Raw genomic sequence first — 16,350 nt, 5'->3', positions numbered from 1 at the left:
CCGGTCTTGCCGCTAACCGGGCTTGCCGTCCGTGCGAGGTCGACACAGCATGGGGCCGTAGTGGTAAAGAAACAGAACAAAGGCAGCACTCCAGCACAGGCTGGCCAGCCAGAAACCATAGTGCGGGTAAAAGCTGCCCAGACCGACACGCAAAGGCACGGCCAGATTCAGCAGAACAAAGCCCCAGGTCATGGTTGCCGGCGGCTGCAAAGGCCGGCCGGTATGACCGAGACTGACCCGCGCAATCATGGCCAGAATCAGACCGGCCATGGTACCAATCGTCATCAGATGCAGCCCCTGGCTGAAGCTGTTGGCCCAGCCCAGATGCCAGGCAGCCAGTGTCAGCATGCCCAGGACCAGCCAGGCATAAGCCAGGTGCAGTGACCAGAGCAAAGGTACCTGCCAGATGCCCGGCTGATACCAGTTGATCAAGCGCGTGAGATGTCCGGCTGCCAACAGCACAAACACCGCGCTCAGCCATGGAGTGGCCACCAGACCAATGCCCGGCAGGTGCAGCACGGCGAGAAACACCGTACCCAGCAACAGGCCATTGTCCAGCCAGGGCAGGGGCTTTGCTGCCTGTTTTGAGCCGAGGCCGTTGGCGGTAAAAAAGGGGATAACCCGTCCTGCTATCAAGGTCACAAGCGCAATAACCAGCCAGATTGCCGCCAACACGCCCTGCCGGTGCAGGGCGTAATCGTTCTGAAGAAGGCCGAGGTGACTGACCAGATTGGCCAGCCCCAGCAGAACCAGTACCACCACAATGGGATAGTTGCGGCTCTGCCGTACGGGCAACAAAAATCGCAGCATTATGCCGGCCAGCGCCAGGGCAAAGCAGACATCAACAGCTGGCAGCAACCAGGCCGGCGCATTAAACAACCAGGCCAGGCGAGCGGCAAGCCAAAACAAAACCAGGCCACCCAGGGGCCAGCCAGAGAGGCCGCGACGGCCAGTCCAGTTCTGGACAGCAGTCAGCAAAAAACCGGCCACAATGGCCATGACAAAACCGAACATCATTTCGTGACGATGCCAGCTGAGCCAGTCGGCATAGGGCTGATGGTCCACCAGGCCGAAGAGGGCGGCAACCCACAAGGGGGCCGCTATAACGGCGTAGGCACTGCCGGCAAGAAAAAAAAGCCTGAAGCCGAGCTGCAATAAAGCCATAAGGTATCTCCCTGGTATGCCGCCATAGTCGGCAAGGCGCAGACAGAGAGCAATACTTATTAAGAGGTACTCCATGAGACATCTGGGCCAGGAGCATGAATGCAGTAAGCTGAAAGGACACGTTATACAGAGATGTCGCAATGACCTACTTGCTGCTGAAGACTGCACACTTGCTGATGGCAATGGCGTTTATCGGAACCCTGTTCTTTCAGGTAATGATCCTCTGGCCGGCGCTGCAAGGCTTGCAAACAGACGGACGCCAGCAATTGAGTCAACGCTTGAGTCAACGAGCCCGGCAGGTAATTCACTGGGTCGCCCTGGTGCTCTATGGCACAGGTATCGCCTTGGCCTGGCCTTATCGGCACCTGCTTGAATCACCCCTGGCCAGCACCTTTGCATTATTACTCAGCCTCAAATTATTACTGGCCGTATTGATTATTGTGCACTACCTGGCCTTGATCCTGTTGCGCCGCCGTCAATCTATCGCAGAGCGCGGCATGTACCGGCTGAATGTCAGCCTGCTGTTGCACGCCATGCTACTGGTTTTTTGTGCCAAAGCCATGTTCATGCTCTGACGGCCTTGATGACAAATGTGTCCGCGCCAGCTTGGGCTGTCAGGTTATTTACGTGTATTCTAGCGAGCTGCCCAACAACCATCACAAGGAGCGTGCGCACATCGGTTGCGCCATACATCTATGAATAAACCCGTTATCGGATTGGTAACTGCGGCAGCCGTCGTAGCTGTCGGTTATCTGGGAACACAGGCTTACGTCGGTTACCAGGTAGAAAAACAGGTGCAACTGATCAATCAACAGTTGGTGGCGCACGACGAAGTAATCGTCAATAAGCTCGAGTATTCCAAAGGCTGGGGTAGTGGCGAGCTGCATTATGATCTGGTCTATCGCCCGGCGCCGGGCAATCCCTGGCATCAGGTGCTGGATGAGCTGCTACCAGTAGCAGAGCTGAACTGGCAGGGTAGCGCCGACGTTGATCATGGCCCCTGGCTGCCCGGCCATGGCTTTGGCCTGGCACAACTGCAGGGGACAATACCCCTGCCGCAGATGCTTCGCCCCTGGTTGACGGAGTATCCGGAACAAGCACCGATGATCAGTTATCGCGGTGAAAGCCATATTGACAATACTTTGAGCTTTACGCTGGAAGCAATTAATTATAAAGGCTCAATAAAAGATCCCGAGGGAGATAAAGAGGCCCTCTGGGAACACACAGGCGCTTTCTTCAGTGCTCGCATGCATCCCATCGAGCAGCAGCTGACGTTGATGGCAAAGCTGGATGCGTTGCATCTGAATATCCCCGAGGAATCAGTAAGCCTTGAACTGGATGGTCTGCGGTTGGACGGTGATTCTTCTCGCCTGCAGCCTTATGTCTGGTTGGGCGATGCCAGCCTGACGCTGGATAATTTCAGTATCACGTCCGATGAAAATCAGCTGGGCATGGAAGCATTGCGACTCGCAACGGATACCGTGCAGAACGGCGACAAGCTGGACTCCACGGCTGAACTGAGCCTGGGCCCGATCACTGTAGATGATATGCGCCTGGGTGAGACCCGTCTGCGTTATTCGGTTCTTGGTCTGGATACACAGGGCTATGCCGACCTGATGCACAGCCTGAATCAGATCAATGACCCGGAAGACCTTGAACAGTATTGGCCCGGCCTGCGCCCGCAACTGGAGCGTATTCTCGCTGCGCAGCCGAAAATGGCGATAGATGAATTCAGCATCAGCCTGGGCGAGCCCTTCAATGCCACCGCCAGCCTCAACATGGATTACTTTGGGGACGGTAAACTTGATGCCAGCTTTGCCGAGACCGTCTGGGATGATCTGAACATAGCCGGGCAGGGGCGTCTGACTGAAAGCGCCATCAATAACATGATCGAGCTGGTGGTTGAGCAACAAAATGCTGAACTCGGTGCTGATGATCAGGTCATGATGAAGGAAATGCTGAAAACGCAGTTTACCCAGCAAATGCAGAACAATCCCTTTGCACGCCCGACTGACGATGGTTACGAGTTCGCCTTTGCGCTGCGTGACCGCATGCTTACTGCCCACGACGAGCCGATCATGGATCTGGCAACCTTGATGGCTATGGGCCAGGCCTTTATGCCGCAAGGCAGTGCAGGCAATCAGGCTGCCACGCTAGAGGGCCCGATTGAGCTGTCAGCAGGATTCAGTCCTGATCCTTTCGTGATCAGCGCCGTATCGGGTGGTGATAACATGGTCGATGAAGCCTATGGCGAGGGCTGTGTCGGCTATACCGATATGTCTGCGGCGAACGTTGAGCTGAGTTATCAGGCAGACGCATTTCCACTGATCATTGAAGCCAGCGCACCGACCGATACAGCACTGGTCATCATGGCGCCGGATGGCAATGTGTATTGCAATGACGACCGCTCGATGTATGAACTGGATCCACGCGTTATCTTCGAGACGCCGGATAGCGGTGATTACTTCATCTGGCTGACCGATCTGGATGGCGAGCGCTCTCAGGCGGAGATCAGCATTACCGAAATCTTGCCCGAGATCCAATAAAGCAGAGTGATCCTGTCATGAGCTTCAGCCTCTGGCTGACACTGGTTGCCGTCTGCGCCCTGGGCGCCGCAACTCCGGGGCCAAGCCTGGCTCTGGTGTTGCGGCATACCTTGCAGGGCGGGCGGTCCAGCGGCATTGCCGCCGCCCTGGCCCACGCCCTCAGCGTGGGTGTCTATGCGCTGCTGACAGTACTCGGGCTAGGGGCCTTGTTGCTGGGTCAGCCCTGGCTGTTCAAGACCGTTACCCTGCTCGGTGGTGCCTACCTGTTCTGGATCGGTTTTCAGGCGTTGCAAACCCGGCCCACGGCAATCAAACCCGACGAGTTCAACCCCGATCAGCAGCGCAAGGCATGGCGCGACGGCTTCCTCGTCGGTCTTGGCAATCCCAAACTGATTCTGTTTTTTCTCGCCCTGTTCAGTCAGTTTGTTTCACCGGAACTGGATTGGCACGGGCACTTGCTGATCATTCTGACTGTCATGCTGATTGATGCCGGCTGGTATCTGGTGGTCGCAGTGGTATTTTCCCATGCACGCTTTCTGCCCTGGCTAGAGCGCCGCGGACACTGGTTCAACCGCTTTGCCGGGTTGATCTTGATTGGCCTAGCCTTGCGCTTGATAGTGCAGGTCCTGCTTGAACGCTAAAAGTTCCGCTGACATCAAAACTTCATAATCCAGTAACCCCCCTGTCATCCAGCGTTTCCATACTCACCCTCAGTCGAATAACGACACGGCGCCGGCCAAGGCTGACGCTATTTCACACTGAAGGAGAGTTATGATGAAGAAGAAGCTGCTTGCGGTTGTTATTGGGGCTGCCGCTGCAATGCCAATGATGGCATCGGCTGATGTATCCATTTACGGTCGTGTTCACATGTCGTTGGATCATCTCGACAATGGTAACGACTACAAGGAAGTCAACGTTTCCAGCAACTCATCGCGCCTGGGCTTCCGTGGCAGCCGTGAGGTTGGCGATATCACTGCTTTCTTCCAGATCGAACAGCAAATTGACTTCAACGAAGGCACCTCCAGCTTTGCCGGTCGCGATACTTTCGCCGGTCTGCGCGGTGGTTTTGGCAGCGTTCGCCTGGGTCAGTTCGACACCCCCTTCAAAAAGGCACGTGGTCCGGCCAACCTGTTCGGTGATCAGGTCGGTGACATGCGTAACCTGACCCGTTTTGGCAATGCCCGTTTCGACGAGCGCACGCCGAACACCTTCCACTACGCGACACCTGACATGGGCGGTTTTGGCGTCAACATCGCCTATTCGGTACATGAAGGCAAAGAAGCCATCGACGGTGCGGATGGCGATGCTCTGAGCACCTCGCTGACGTACAAGCAAGGCCCGGTCGACACGGCACTGGCCTACGAAAAGTTTGAAGCTGACACCTCACGCGGCGAGCGTGATGCGGTTCGCTTCGCCATCGGCTACAAGGTCGTCGACGCAGTCAAAGTGGTTGGTTTCTTCCAGACTGTTGACTATGAAGGTGACACTCCGGCGGTTAACGATGCGCTGACCTCTGACACCTGGGGTCTGGGTGCAGACTTCAAGATCGCTCCGAGCACCTACATCCGCGGCATGTGGATGCAGCGCGACTCCGATGCTGACGATACCCAGTCTGACCTGTATGCCTTCGGCGTTGAACATCGCCTGGACAGCGCCCTGCGCGTCTACGCCAACTACGCCTGGACCAAGAATGACGACAACGTTGCTGTCACTCCCTGGTCCCAGGCTCGTAGCGCTTCACCGAACGGTTCTGCTGGCGACAGCGCCAAAGGTCTGTCCGCCGGTCTGCGTTACGACTTCTGAGCAACACCCCGTTTGACCCTCGCGTGTGCTCCGTGACGAGGGATTGATAACCGGGTTGGGGCAGTGCGCAAGCGCTGCATCAACCCGGTTTTTTGTCATCTGAATGTCATCAAATCGCCTTAAACTCGTCTCCAGGCGGTCACCAAAGGGTGTCGCTTATCGTACTCACCCGGATTGAGGACTTCTCATGCGTGCCCTGTTCTGTATTTTTCTTGCTGTATTTCTGACTGCCTGCGCCCAACAATCGAACGTGCGCCTGTACCCCGGTAATGAACAGGCCAGTAGTAACCTGCTGACAGTCAAAATACCGCAAGACCTGGAAGTGACCAGCATCAATGGACAGCGTGTCCCTGCCGCAAACAGGCTGATTGGCGGCCAGCAAGCTCTCGAACTGCTCCCCGGCGACTACGAGATCGTACTGATGTACAAGCGTGTCTTTGATATTGGCGGTGGCATCAGCCATGAAGTTATCCGTTCGCGGCAGGCGATCATCAACCTCAGCGGAAGCGCCGGTGATGCCTGGATGCTGCAGTACACGCAACCTGAATCACTGGAACAGGCGCGCGAGCTGCGTAGCCGCTTTGAAGTAACTGCCATCAATCAGCGTGACGGCGAACGTGTCGCCAGCCGATCAGGGGACCGCCCAACGTCGGCTCTGGCACAATTGATCGGTATGGAAAGCTCATCCGATGATGCGGACAACGTGGTTATGCCACTGCAAGCCAACACTCAACCGAATACCCCGGTTGCACGTCCAGCGGTCAGCCAGCCTTCGACCCAGGCCCAGCCGGCAGCAACACTGCCAGCCACCGATGCGACCTTGACCACCCTGCAGCAGCTCTGGCTGCTCCTCACACCGGAAAGCCGTCAGCAATTCCTCGACTGGGCGCAGTAAGATAGCGGACAGCTGAAGGCTTGAGACCAGGACATGGATAACCAACTGATTATCAATAAAATCAGTTGGTTGTACTGCAATAGTAATGCAGACACTCAGCTTTGTTTTCGCGCCCAAAAGGCCAGGGAACCACTGAAAAAAAGCCCAGACGCGGCAACGCCTTGTCATAAGCTTGCCGCTTGAGCCGCTTGCCGGCAGGGCGGCGCTGCTGGCATGCTTGAGCGATGAAAATACGCCAGTTAGACAGCCTCTCGCAAATCACCCCGGGTGCCTGGAATGCCTTGCTGGACAGCGATTATCCTTTTTTGCAACACGGCTTCTTGCAAGCCCTGGAGAGCAGTGGCTCAGTAGCGGCTGCCACTGGCTGGCAGCCAGCGCATTGCGTCGTCGAGTCGACTGACGGTGAGTTGCTGGCTGCATTGCCGTTGTACGCCAAACAGCATTCCTACGGTGAGTACGTATTCGACTGGCAATGGGCTGAAGCCTGGGAGCGGGCAGGGCGGCCGTATTATCCGAAACTGCTGTCGGCTGTACCTTTTTCACCGGTACAGGGCCCACGACTGCTAGGCACCGATGCTGCAGCCCAGCACCTGTTGCTGGCTACCCTGGAAAACTGCCTGCAAAACGATCAGGTATCCAGCCTGCATTTGCTGTTCAATACCGGCAACGAGAACGCGCAGCTTGAAGCAGCGGGCTGGTTGCAGCGACTCGGCTGTCAGTTCCACTGGTTCAATCGCGGTTACGCCGAGTTCGACGATTTTCTGGCCCAGTGCAATTCCCGCAAGCGCAAGAACTTCCGCAAGGAACGGCAGGCTGTAGCAGAGCAGGGCATTGAGTTCTATTGGCGTTCCGGAGCCGAGCTGGACGCCGGCCACTGGGAAATGTTCTACCCATTTTATGCGGCCACCTATTACAAGCGCGGTCAGCAACCCTATCTGACTCCCGCCTTTTTTACTGCCCTGACAGCCGCGATGCCGGAACAGATTCACCTGCTGTTTGCCTGCCATCAGGGCAGGGAGGTTGCAGGTGCGCTATTTCTCAGTGACAGCGATACACTCTATGGCCGCTACTGGGGCTGCCTGGAGGAGTATGACCGCCTGCACTTCGAAACCTGTTTCTACCAAGGCATGCAACGCTGCATCGAACTGAACCTGCAACGTTTTGATGCCGGCGCTCAGGGTGAGCACAAACTGATTCGTGGTTTTGAACCCGTGCTGACGCAATCATGGCACAAGTTGCAATCGGGGCTGCATGAGGCAGTAGCCGATTTTCTCCTACGCGAGCGCGCAGGCGTGCAACGTTATCATCAAGAAGCGCGCGAAGTGCTGCCGTATCGGCAGAGCGATCATCAGAACAATTCTTCGACCCGTGCATAGAAATCGCCAGGGGCGATGTTGAAATCGATCTGTTTGCCGTCCACCACCAGCAGGTCAGCCTGGGAAAAACGGGTCAGCACCCGCGAAACCGTTTCCACCGCCAGCCCCAGATAGTCAGCAATATCATGCCGTGACATGGCCAGACGGAAACTGGTGGCGGAATACCCACGGGTTCGATGGCGCGCTGACAGATCGAGCAGAAAGGTAGCCAGGCGTTGTTCGGCGGTTTTTTTCGACAACAACAACATCATTTGCTGACTGTCACGAATTTCACGGCTCATCAACTTCAGGAAATGCCGCCGCAGGGTAGGCAGGTGAGAACTCAGGTTATCCAGGCGAGCAAATGAGACTTCACATACCGCACTGGTATCCAGGGCCGTTGTGGTGACCGGATATTCTTCACCTTCGGAAGCAGACAAACCGACCATTTCCCCCGGCAAATAAAAGGCTGTGATTTGTTCCTGGCCTTTTTCCGTTACCGCAACGCTTTTCAAGGAGCCTGAGCGCAGAGCAAATACCGACAAGGCCGGTTCACCCTGGCGAAAAAGCACATCGCCCGGTTGCAGGGTACGACCATGGGTAATGATCTGGTCAACCTGGATCAGTTCGTTATCGGTCAATTCGGTGGGTAGACATAGCGAAACCAAAGAGCACTCGTTGCAGTGTGGCTCAGCCACACGACGCAGGGGGATAGTTGTAGACACGGTGTGCTTCCTGTAGCGCAGTCTTGACGATGTGCTTCATGCTAGTGCATCACACCCCTTATTGCCATATACCCCGGCAATTATTGATCAGCAACCCGTTGGCAACCGGGTAAGAGCAAGTATGTGCCCGGGGGTATAGGATTCAACGCGGGCAGTTGCCGGTTGGGCAGCGACAAACCATACTGGTTGTCAGTGCCCATAAACGAGCTACCAGCATGAGCAATTTACTGAACGGAATGGATGGTCATTGCCTGGCTGAAGAGGGCGCCTGCAGCGCCATCGAACTGGTTTTGCAGCCGCGCACAGCCGATCTGGGTGGCTTCAGCGTGCGCCGCTTGCTACCGACAGCGAAGAAGAAAATGGTCGGGCCCTGGATCTTTTTTGATGAGATGGGACCGGCACGGTTTCCAGCCGGGCAGGGCGTCAATGTGCGGCCACATCCGCATATCGGCCTGGCTACCGTAACCTATCTGTTTGCTGGCGAAATGCTGCACCGCGATTCGCTGGGCACTCAGCAGGCTATCCGCCCCGGCGACATCAACCTGATGGTCGCCGGGCGCGGCATCGTGCATTCCGAGCGTGAAACGGATGCCGTGCGTAATCGCGAGCACGATCAGCACGGCTTGCAGCTCTGGCTGGCATTGCCGGCCGAACAGGAAACCATCGAGCCGACATTTCATCATGTCGGGGCTGAGAGCATTCCAACTTTAGAGATCAACGGCGTCACCGTGCGCGTACTGATGGGCTCGGCCTATGGCGTCAGCTCGCCGGTGCCGGTGTTTTCTCCGACCCTGTATTTGGAAGCGTCGCTGCAAACCGGGCAACGTCTTGAATTACCCGATGCCGACGAGCGTGGACTCTATGTGGTCAAGGGTGCCGTAAAGCTGGCCGGCAGCGTGCTGGAACAAGGCAGCATGGCAATTCTGAGCAATATGCAGCAGCTTGAGATTCAGGCCAATGAGAACACGCAGATCGCCTTGATCGGTGGTCAGCCTCTGGGCAAACGCTTTATCGAATGGAACTTTGTCGCCAGCCGCAAGGAACTGATCGAGCAAGCGAAAGCCGATTGGCAGTCAGGGCGGTTCGCCAAAGTGCCGGCTGATGAAGATGAGTATATTGCTTACCCGTAGGCTGAACTCGAATTCAAATAGAGGAATAGAGGCAGTGCCAGCGTGATAGCTTTTACTACCTGTTATCCTATTTAACATAATATACATTATACGAAGTTAGCTGTATGCCCGGTGCCATGCTAATCTCCACAACATCAAGCCTGACCTCTTGGCAGGCAATCGATCAGGAGCACCCGATGAACAATCAAAACGATCAGCAAGCACACAAGCCCTGGATGATCTATGGCGCCAATGGCTACACCGGTGAATTGATTGCGCGCGAGGCCGTCAAACGTGGACTCACGCCCGTTCTCGCCGGTCGCAGCCAACAGAAGATACAGCCGCTGGCCAGTGAACTGGGTCTGCCAGCAACAGCCTTTGATCTCGACGATCCTGAGCACGTTGCGCAAGCGCTCAAGGATGTTGCTGTGGTGCTGAACTGTGCGGGACCGTTTTCATCCACTGCCAGGCCCATGATGCAGGCCTGCCTGTCTGCGGGCGTGCATTATCTCGATATCACCGGCGAAATTTCTGTCTTTGAACTGGCTCAGTCGCTGCACGATCAGGCACATACAGCCGGCATAGTGCTGTGCCCCGGTGTCGGTTTTGATGTCATCCCGACCGATTGCGTTGCTGCTGCACTGAAAGCGGCTTTGCCCGATGCAACCCATCTGGCGCTGGGCTTCGATTCACGCTCCGGTTTTTCCCCGGGCACCGCCAAGACGTCGGTTGAGGGATTGGCCGAAGGAGGCAAAGTGCGCCGCGATGGCAAGATTGTGTCAGTCCCGCTGGCCTACCAGGTCCGCCGGATAGACTTTGGTGACGGTGAAAAAGACGCCATGACCATTCCCTGGGGCGATGTCTCCACGGCCTATCATTCCACCGGCATTCCCAACATAGAGGTCTATATTCCCGGCACGCCGCAGTTGATCAAGAGCGCGCAGCGGGCAAATTACATTCGCCCGCTATTGGGGCTATCCCTGGTACAGACGCTGATCAAGGCGCGTATTGCCAAAACGGTGAAAGGCCCGGACGAACAAAAACGGGCGCAAATGCCCAGTTTTGTCTGGGGCGAAGCGGTCAATGATCGGGGTGAAAAGAAAACAGCCCGCATTCGCACGGCCAATGGCTACAGCCTGACGGTCACCGGTTCTCTGGCCGTGGTAGACCATTTGATGCATAGCCAGCCTGCTGGCGGAGCCTACACACCCTCGAAGCTGGTTGGGGCCGATCTGGTCACCCGCCTGCCGGAATCAGGGCAACTGGAAATCAGCTGACAACTCCCGAGACAGCTACTCGGTATCGCCAAAATCAATCCGGTAGAAGAAATCCAGCGAGTTGGCCAGGCCACCGACGGCTTCAAGGTACAACCGCTTGGTCAGGTCATAGCGCAAGGCAATCTGGTTGGCGGGTTCAAACACACCCACGCCGTACCGCAGACTCAGGCGTTCGGTCAGGTAGCCAGCTGCTACAACCTGCGTGGTCAGGCCACTGCCTTCGGTTTCGATCTGGAAGTTGTCAATGCCCAGGGTGCCGGCAATGTTTTGTGCCAAGGGGGCACTGCCGGCCATGCCCAGTGCCAGGGCCGCCTGGCCGAGCATGTTGTTGTCGCCGTTGCCATCGCCGCCCAGCGGGCGGCCCAGGATCAGGTAGGACAGAGCCTGTTCCTGAGCCATCGCAGGCTCCGAGAACACTTCTGATTGCGGTGCATCAGCGCGGCCGGTAAGACGCAACCCGGCCGTGACATCATCGACTTTGCGGATCGCTTCGATATTCAGGAAGGGTTGCGAAATGGGTCCGGCAAACAGGATCTGGGCGCGGCGCAGATTCAGCCGCTGGCCGTAACCCCGGTAGCGTCCATCAAGAATATTCAGATCGCCCGTTGCATTGAGGTTTTCCTGCACTTGCAACTGGCCGCTGAGACGCCCGGTGAGGCCGAAGCCTTCAAAGCGCAGCTGATCACCAATCAACAAGCGCACCGTGGCATTGATATCCAGGGGTAATGGCCCCTCCTCCTCTTCGGCGTCATCAACGCCAACGATAACCACATCCGATGATTGGCGAACGGCCTGTTCAGGCAGTTCACGCACTACGATATCGCCATCCGGCACGGCTATCTGGCCGGTGACATCAAGGCGGTTATCCGCCAGTTCAACGCGCAGATCCGGACTCACACGCAAATCGGCATAGGGGTCGATCACCACCGGCAAATCCGCGCCCTTGAGGGTGAGCAACAAATCAAGTTCCGGCGCCCAGGCAACATGTCCATCCAGCGTTGCCTGCCCTTCACTACCGCTGCGCCAACGACCATCAATATCGGCGCGCTGGCCATCAATCCGGATATCCACATGCAGATCATCCATATTGATCGGCAGTTCACGACCACTGACATGACCATCTGCCAATACCAGATTGCCGCTGATATCGGCTTCGGTCAGCGTGCCGGCCAGTTCGCCACTGCCATTGATCTGGCCGCGCAAGCTCTCGACCTGCGGCAGGAATGGTCGCAGGATGTCCAGTCTGAGCCCACGCACCTCATAACGCCCCGACAGCGTCTGGGCACCAACCGGATCAGCAATCTCGGCATCCACCAGCAGCTCGCCAATACCTTCGCTGATAATACGGATTCGGGTGTTCGCCTGCTCGGCCATCAGATCACCCCGGAGGCTGATCTCGTCATAGGCGAACTCCAGGCTTTGCTCCGGGTTCTGCAGGGTTATTACCCCGCCCTGACTGCGCACATCAACCTCGGCGACGGGTTGCTGGCCGCTACGCTGAGTGAAGGCAATATCAGCGTTCAGCGTGGCATTCCAGTCAATATCATCCGGCATCAGGTGTTGCAACGAGGCCAAAGCGAAATCGCGCAGCGTCAGATCGATACGCTGCTCTGGCAACAGGGCCTGCTCCCCGTCAAAGCACAGTGCGGCACGGTCTTGTTGCCAGCAGTGCTGACCCAGCGTCAGACTGCCGCTGGCCAACTGATAATCCAGTGCAGCGGAATCCTGCAGCGTCCAGATCATTTCTTCACTGGCCAGTTCGCCCCGAGCAATCCGGCCACGCCAGGCGTTGTCATCCAGCCCGCCGCTGACCAGCAGATCAACGTCCAGCGGTCCGCGGTCCACGCCCAGGTTCAATTCGTGACTGGCCTTGTTTCCTTGCAGAGACAACGCCAGGTTGCCAATACGGGTATCCGCCTGGCGTAAATGACTGGCGCTGAGATCCAGCTGCATGGGCAGTTCATCACTCAACGTAAGCGCGGATTCAAGTTCAAGACCCACGAGGTGAACATCGTTGTACCCCAGGCGCCGCGCATTCAGGTTACTGACGACCTCTACGGCATCAGCCGGACCACTCAAGGTCACCTCGCCCGCCATTTCTCCACTGAGGCCGGTCCAGAGCGTATGCATATCGGGCAGTTCGAGATTGATCGCAGCGCTCACCTGATCACGCCAATAGCCCTGGGCATTGATGCGATTCTGGCCCTGCACCAATTCAAACTCGGGTACCTCCCAGGCTCCGTCATCCAGATCGACGGTACCGCTCAGGCTCAAAGGTTGTGAACGCAGCTGCCCTTCCAGGGCCCAGTTGGCCTGCAACGCCAGGGTTTGCTCGAAGCTGCCCTGGCTGGTCAGTGGGCCACTCAGCTGGCCGGGCAGCTGGGCCACAAAAACGCCAGGATCGATACCATCCAGCAGCAGCTCGGCCTGCCAGTTCAGTGCCGGCTGCAACTGAAGGTCTACCTTGCCGGTAGCCACGCCGGCGGGAGTGGTTACCAACAGGTCACGAATGGCCGCATGCTCCGGGCTGGCATCTGCGCGCAGGCTCAGGCTGACTTCCTGGTTGGCGACGCCCCTGAGGTCGGCAGCCAGGTCGCCCTGCACCGCCATACCGACGACCTCGGCATTCATGTCGAGTGCATGCAGGCTGATATCGCCCAGATCCTGCGGGTACAGCCGTTGCCAGGGAAAATCACGCAACTTCAGTTGCACATCAGCCCGTGGCTCGCTGCCTGACCAGTCGGCATTGCCGGTCAAGGTCAGCTGCCGCTCCGGGTCCTCAGCGGCATACAGCCGCAATTGCAGCTCTTCTGCCCGCTCCAGAGTGACGCGGGTCTGCCATTCGGCGCGTACCGCATCGCCCTCGCCCTGCCCCGGAAAATCGGCATCCCCCGTAACCGCAAACCCCTCATCCAGATTGCCGGCAATCTTCAGCGCCCACTGTTCCATGGTCAGCGAGGCGGGCAATTCACTGAGCGCAAGAAAACGATCGCCCTGCCAGCGCATGTCGAGCGGCAGACTGGCTTGCAAGGGTGACACCTGCCCCTGAAGCCTGCCAGGCACATAGCCGCGAGTCCGCACGTCTACATCCAGCTCGGCCAGACTACCGTCCAGGCGTATAGCCGCCGTCATCGGCTGATTATCGATGTCCGGCAAGCGAACATCGCTGCGCAGCATTACCGGCCAATCACCACTGGTTTGCAGCTCGGCATTCAGCTGCCAGCCGATATCCATTGCCGAGCCACTGAAATGGTGTACCTGCACCACATCGCCCCTGGCCGAGACCATCAACTGCACATTCTGCAACAAGGCGTCATCACTGTTCAGACGCAAGCTGGCCAGCGAGAGCTGATCAATCTGTATGCTGAGCGGCAAGTCCACGGTGGGCAGATCGATTCGTTCCGGGCGTGGTTCTGACGCTTCCTCGCCCGGACTGATATCAAGCACCACGTTGCCGATCGCCAGTTGATCAATACACAGGCGCAAGCCGAACAGACAATTGGCCGACCAGCCCAGCTCCAGGCTATCAACCTCGGCGCTGAGGTTATCATCTTCCCAGCTGACGCCTGATAACTGCCACCCCTTCCAGAACTGTCCGGAAACGGTTTCAATCTGCAAGCGCGGTTCAAACCGCTGGGCTTGTTCAAACAGCCAGCGATTGACGCTTTCACTGGTCAGCAGCAACGCCACCAGCAGCGGCAACATCGCCAGCAGAAAAATTCCGCGCACCAGCGTCTTGAACAGAAAAACAATCACAGATCAGGCCCCATGGAAAAATGCAGTCGGAAACCTTCATCCGGGTCGCTCACTGAACGCGCCACATCAAAGCGGATCGGACCGACCGGCGAGACCCAGCGAATACCGACACCCACGCTGGTTTTCAGCGGGTCATCCCAGCTGTCAACCGCGTTACCGTGATCGACAAAGGTCGCCGCTCGCCAGCCGGAACGGAATTCGTACTGGTATTCCAGCGTACCGGTGGCCAGATAACGCGCCCCGATGCGGTCTCCACTTTCATCGCGTGGCGAGAGGTTGCGATAGGCATAACCGCGTACGCTCTGATCGCCGCCAGCAAAGAAACGCAATGAGGGTGGCACACGAGAAAAACTGTTGCTGGCGATAGCGCCGCCCTGAACGCGGCCAAGGAAACGATGCTTGTCCGCCAGCGTATACAGGCCTTTGACCGTGGAATTGACGCGGACAAAGTCAATATCCGACACCACCCCCTCTTTTGCACCCTGCAGATCAAATTGCACGCTCCATCCATGGGTCGGATCGATCTCCCCGGATGAGCGCACTCGCTGGAAAGACAGGCTGGGAATCAACAAGGTACTGTTGCCGCGATCATTCCCCACAGAGAATTTTTCCTGTTCCAGTCGCAGACCGACCACCCGCTCCCAACCACTGTCCAGCCGGCGTTGCCATTGGGCACCCACCGTCAGGTTCTGGCTTTCCACATCATCGATGTCTTCACGCTGGTAACCGGTAACAAACCGCAGCGTGTTGCTCATCGGCGGCGTCAGGGGGATCTGATAGTAGCCACTCAGGTTTTGCCGAGGCCCGGCCAACTCCATCTCGGCACCCCGGGAATGCCCGCGGGCATTCAACCAGTGCTGGGTCCAATTGGCCCGCGCGCGCGGGCCGACGTCGGTAGAAAAACCACCACCAAAGCCCAACGAATGGGGCTTGCGTGCCTGCACATCGGCCTGGACGGGAATCACGCCATCCACTGCCTGGGCATTCGGCGCGGACACTTGCACACTCTCGAAGTAACCCGCCGACAACAGATCACGATTCAGGCTGGCAATCAGATCGGCATCATAGGGCGTTCCCGGCTCGAAGCTGACCATGCGTTGCAACAGGTCTTCATTGAAAGGCGTTTCAGTAAAAGTGACCTCGCCGAGTCGATAACGCTCACCGGTGCGGTAGACCAGGTCCAGGTCGGCTTGATTGGCCAGAGGATTGACCCGTATTCGCTGCTGGCTGAAACCTCCGGAAAAGTAGCCGTAACGCAGTGCCTGATTACGGATCAGCGACTTGAGGCTTTCGTAATGACCATGGTGCAGCGTTTCTCCCGAGCGCAGACGATCGCTCGACGGCAGAGCAAACTCGCGGGTACCTTCACCGGGACCGACGACACGAATATTGACCCGATCATAGCGAACCGGCTCGCCAAGCTGGACATGCAGGATCAGCACGGGAGCATCATCCGGCCCCTCGACCTGCGGACGAATGCGGGCATTGTAATAGCCCAGCGCCTGGGCAGCGTTTTCCGCCTGCTCACGGCTGTGGCGGGCAAGACGCCACATGTCACGTCGCGATTCGGCCTTGAGCTCGCCAATAAAAGCTTCGATATTGGCCCTGACTTCGCTGTTGGATGGTTCAACCCGCACATCGAGTTGCGCCCAGGCCGCACCAGCAACGAATAACAAGGAAGTGGCAATGACAACACGCAGCATGAATTGACTCAGCTTTG

12 protein-coding genes are annotated in these 16,350 nt (G+C 57.4%); 8 read left to right on the top strand and 4 right to left on the bottom strand.

Annotated elements, in window-relative coordinates; all coding sequences use genetic code 11:
* Window positions 1–12: 12 nt before the first annotated feature.
* The gene (locus BLU07_RS06620) at window positions 13–1,164 is read right to left on the bottom strand and encodes an NnrS family protein (protein WP_092385341.1); all 1,152 of its coding nucleotides are present in this window, start codon (window positions 1,162–1,164) and stop codon (window positions 13–15) included.
* 140 nt (window positions 1,165–1,304) lie between these two features.
* Between BLU07_RS06620 and BLU07_RS06615 the strand changes: the two genes are divergently transcribed.
* The 6 genes from BLU07_RS06615 (at window position 1,305) to BLU07_RS06590 (ending at window position 7,784) form a co-directional block, all read left to right on the top strand.
* Window positions 1,305–1,739 carry a hypothetical protein gene (locus BLU07_RS06615; protein ID WP_092385339.1) on the top strand — a complete coding sequence of 145 codons (435 nt, stop codon included), beginning with the start codon at window positions 1,305–1,307 and terminating at the stop codon, window positions 1,737–1,739.
* A gap of 120 nt (window positions 1,740–1,859) precedes the next feature.
* Window positions 1,860–3,710 (top strand): DUF945 family protein, encoded by a 1,851-nt coding sequence (locus BLU07_RS06610; protein WP_092385337.1) that lies wholly within the window; start codon window positions 1,860–1,862, stop codon window positions 3,708–3,710.
* A gap of 17 nt (window positions 3,711–3,727) precedes the next feature.
* Window positions 3,728–4,351 (top strand): LysE family translocator, encoded by a 624-nt coding sequence (locus tag BLU07_RS06605; protein ID WP_092385335.1) that lies wholly within the window; start codon window positions 3,728–3,730, stop codon window positions 4,349–4,351.
* Between the two features lie 130 nt (window positions 4,352–4,481).
* On the top strand, window positions 4,482–5,513 hold the full coding sequence (locus BLU07_RS06600) for a porin (protein ID WP_231701701.1): 1,032 nt from the start codon (window positions 4,482–4,484) through the stop codon (window positions 5,511–5,513).
* 187 nt (window positions 5,514–5,700) lie between these two features.
* Entirely contained in the window at window positions 5,701–6,408 is a 708-nt protein-coding gene (locus tag BLU07_RS06595) for a DUF2057 family protein (RefSeq protein WP_092385331.1), read from the top strand.
* A 224-nt stretch (window positions 6,409–6,632) separates the two neighbouring features.
* On the top strand, window positions 6,633–7,784 hold the full coding sequence (locus BLU07_RS06590) for a GNAT family N-acetyltransferase (protein WP_092385329.1): 1,152 nt from the start codon (window positions 6,633–6,635) through the stop codon (window positions 7,782–7,784).
* Here BLU07_RS06590 and fnr read toward each other — a convergent pair.
* Window positions 7,757–8,488 (bottom strand): fumarate/nitrate reduction transcriptional regulator Fnr, encoded by a 732-nt coding sequence (gene fnr / locus BLU07_RS06585; protein ID WP_092385327.1) that lies wholly within the window; start codon window positions 8,486–8,488, stop codon window positions 7,757–7,759. The genes BLU07_RS06590 and fnr overlap by 28 nt on opposite strands.
* A 215-nt stretch (window positions 8,489–8,703) precedes the next feature.
* On the opposite strand from fnr, the gene BLU07_RS06580 reads away from it, so the two are divergent.
* Window positions 8,704–9,618, top strand: coding sequence for a pirin family protein (locus BLU07_RS06580; protein ID WP_092385325.1), 915 nt, complete (start codon window positions 8,704–8,706; stop codon window positions 9,616–9,618).
* 176 nt (window positions 9,619–9,794) lie between these two features.
* A complete protein-coding gene (locus BLU07_RS06575; RefSeq protein ID WP_197675076.1) occupies window positions 9,795–10,874 on the top strand; it encodes a saccharopine dehydrogenase family protein in 1,080 nt (359 codons plus the stop codon).
* A gap of 15 nt (window positions 10,875–10,889) precedes the next feature.
* Here the strand turns inward: BLU07_RS06575 and BLU07_RS06570 are convergent, their stop codons facing one another.
* Window positions 10,890–14,630 carry a translocation/assembly module TamB domain-containing protein gene (locus tag BLU07_RS06570; RefSeq protein ID WP_092385323.1) on the bottom strand — a complete coding sequence of 1,247 codons (3,741 nt, stop codon included), beginning with the start codon at window positions 14,628–14,630 and terminating at the stop codon, window positions 10,890–10,892.
* Window positions 14,627–16,333, bottom strand: a complete 1,707-nt coding sequence (locus BLU07_RS06565; protein WP_092389643.1) for an autotransporter assembly complex protein TamA — start codon at window positions 16,331–16,333, stop codon at window positions 14,627–14,629. The genes BLU07_RS06570 and BLU07_RS06565 overlap by 4 nt, the downstream gene beginning before the upstream one ends.
* Window positions 16,334–16,350: the final 17 nt, after the last annotated feature.

It is taken from the genome of Halopseudomonas salegens (genome assembly GCF_900105655.1).
GTDB lineage: Bacteria > Pseudomonadota > Gammaproteobacteria > Pseudomonadales > Pseudomonadaceae > Halopseudomonas > Halopseudomonas salegens.
The sequence above is the reverse complement of the archived record's forward strand: the minus strand, read 5'-3'. Positions and strand labels throughout refer to the sequence as shown.

Excerpts from the sequence above, each read along its gene's own strand:
- BLU07_RS06565 (WP_092389643.1), bottom strand. The coding sequence starts at position 16,333 with ATGCTGCGTGTTGTCATTGCCACTTCCTTGTTATTCGTTGCTGGTGCG.
- BLU07_RS06595 (WP_092385331.1), top strand. The coding sequence starts at position 5,701 with ATGCGTGCCCTGTTCTGTATTTTTCTTGCTGTATTTCTGACTGCCTGC.
- BLU07_RS06590 (WP_092385329.1), top strand. The coding sequence starts at position 6,633 with ATGAAAATACGCCAGTTAGACAGCCTCTCGCAAATCACCCCGGGTGCC.
- BLU07_RS06605 (WP_092385335.1), top strand. The coding sequence starts at position 3,728 with ATGAGCTTCAGCCTCTGGCTGACACTGGTTGCCGTCTGCGCCCTGGGC.
- BLU07_RS06580 (WP_092385325.1), top strand. The coding sequence starts at position 8,704 with ATGAGCAATTTACTGAACGGAATGGATGGTCATTGCCTGGCTGAAGAG.
- BLU07_RS06575 (WP_197675076.1), top strand. The coding sequence starts at position 9,795 with ATGAACAATCAAAACGATCAGCAAGCACACAAGCCCTGGATGATCTAT.
- BLU07_RS06600 (WP_231701701.1), top strand. The coding sequence starts at position 4,482 with ATGATGAAGAAGAAGCTGCTTGCGGTTGTTATTGGGGCTGCCGCTGCA.
- BLU07_RS06615 (WP_092385339.1), top strand. The coding sequence starts at position 1,305 with ATGACCTACTTGCTGCTGAAGACTGCACACTTGCTGATGGCAATGGCG.
- BLU07_RS06610 (WP_092385337.1), top strand. The coding sequence starts at position 1,860 with ATGAATAAACCCGTTATCGGATTGGTAACTGCGGCAGCCGTCGTAGCT.
- BLU07_RS06620 (WP_092385341.1), bottom strand. The coding sequence starts at position 1,164 with ATGGCTTTATTGCAGCTCGGCTTCAGGCTTTTTTTTCTTGCCGGCAGT.